Genomic DNA, 1,267 nt, shown 5'->3' with positions numbered 1-1,267 from the left:
ATATCCGCAGCTTCGGTGACTGGCTTAGCCCCGTTACATCTTCCGCGCAGGACGACTCGATCAGTGAGCTATTACGCTTTCTTTAAATGATGGCTGCTTCTAAGCCAACATCCTGACTGTTTTAGCCTTCCCACTTCGTTTTCCACTTAGCCAATCTTTGGGACCTTAGCTGGCGGTCTGGGTTGTTTCCCTCTTGACGCCGGACGTTAGCACCCGACGTCTGTCTCCCAAGCTCGCACTCATCGGTATTCGGAGTTTGCAATGGTTTGGTAAGTCGCAATGACCCCCTAGCCATAACAGTGCTCTACCCCCGATGGTGATACTTGAGGCACTACCTAAATAGTTTTCGGAGAGAACCAGCTATTTCCAAGTTTGTTTAGCCTTTCACCCCTACCCACAGCTCATCCCCTAATTTTTCAACATTAGTGGGTTCGGACCTCCAGGGCGTGTTACCGCACCTTCATCCTGGCCATGAGTAGATCACTTGGTTTCGGGTCTACACCCAGCGACTGATCGCCCTATTCGGACTCGATTTCTCTACGGCTTCCCTATCTGGTTAACCTTGCCACTGAATGTAAGTCGCTGACCCATTATACAAAAGGTACGCAGTCACGGAACAAGTCCGCTCCTACTGTTTGTATGCACACGGTTTCAGGATCTATTTCACTCCCCTTCCGGGGTTCTTTTCGCCTTTCCCTCACGGTACTGGTTCACTATCGGTCGATTACGAGTATTTAGCCTTGGAGGATGGTCCCCCCATATTCAGACAGGATGTCACGTGTCCCGCCCTACTTGTCGTACGCTTAGTATCACCGGTCCGATTTCACATACGGGGCTATCACCCACTATGGCTCCACTTTCCAGAGGATTCTGTTATCGGTCCGACTATCACGTACAGGCTCTTCCCATTTCGCTCGCCGCTACTTTGGGAATCTCGGTTGATTTCTTTTCCTGCAGCTACTTAGATGTTTCAGTTCGCCGCGTTCGCCTTGCATACCTATGTATTCAGTATGCAATACCCTAAAAGGGTGGGTTGCCCCATTCGGAAATCTGCGGATCAAAGTGTGTTTGCTCACTCCCCGCAGCTTATCGCAAGCTACTACGTCCTTCATCGCCTGTAATCGCCAAGGCATCCACCATGTGCACTTATTCGCTTGTCCCTATAACGTTAGCCTCTGATTACCAGGTAATCAAAGAGCGCTACAGGGATAAGAAAGTACAACGTTGTTGCTTGTTTGTTGATACATACAATCATTACCCATCGATT

Annotated in this window: 1 rRNA gene; it reads right to left on the bottom strand. The window is 49.5% G+C overall.

Annotated elements, in window-relative coordinates:
- Positions 1 to 1,160: ribosomal RNA gene (locus JAB8_RS15610) — 23S ribosomal RNA — on the bottom strand; the annotation flags it as partial.
- Positions 1,161 to 1,267 lie beyond the last annotated feature (107 nt).

It is taken from the genome of Janthinobacterium sp. HH106 (assembly GCF_001758725.1).
Lineage (GTDB): Bacteria > Pseudomonadota > Gammaproteobacteria > Burkholderiales > Burkholderiaceae_D > Janthinobacterium.
Note: the sequence above shows the minus strand (reverse complement) of the source record. Positions and strands in the feature narration are given on the sequence as shown.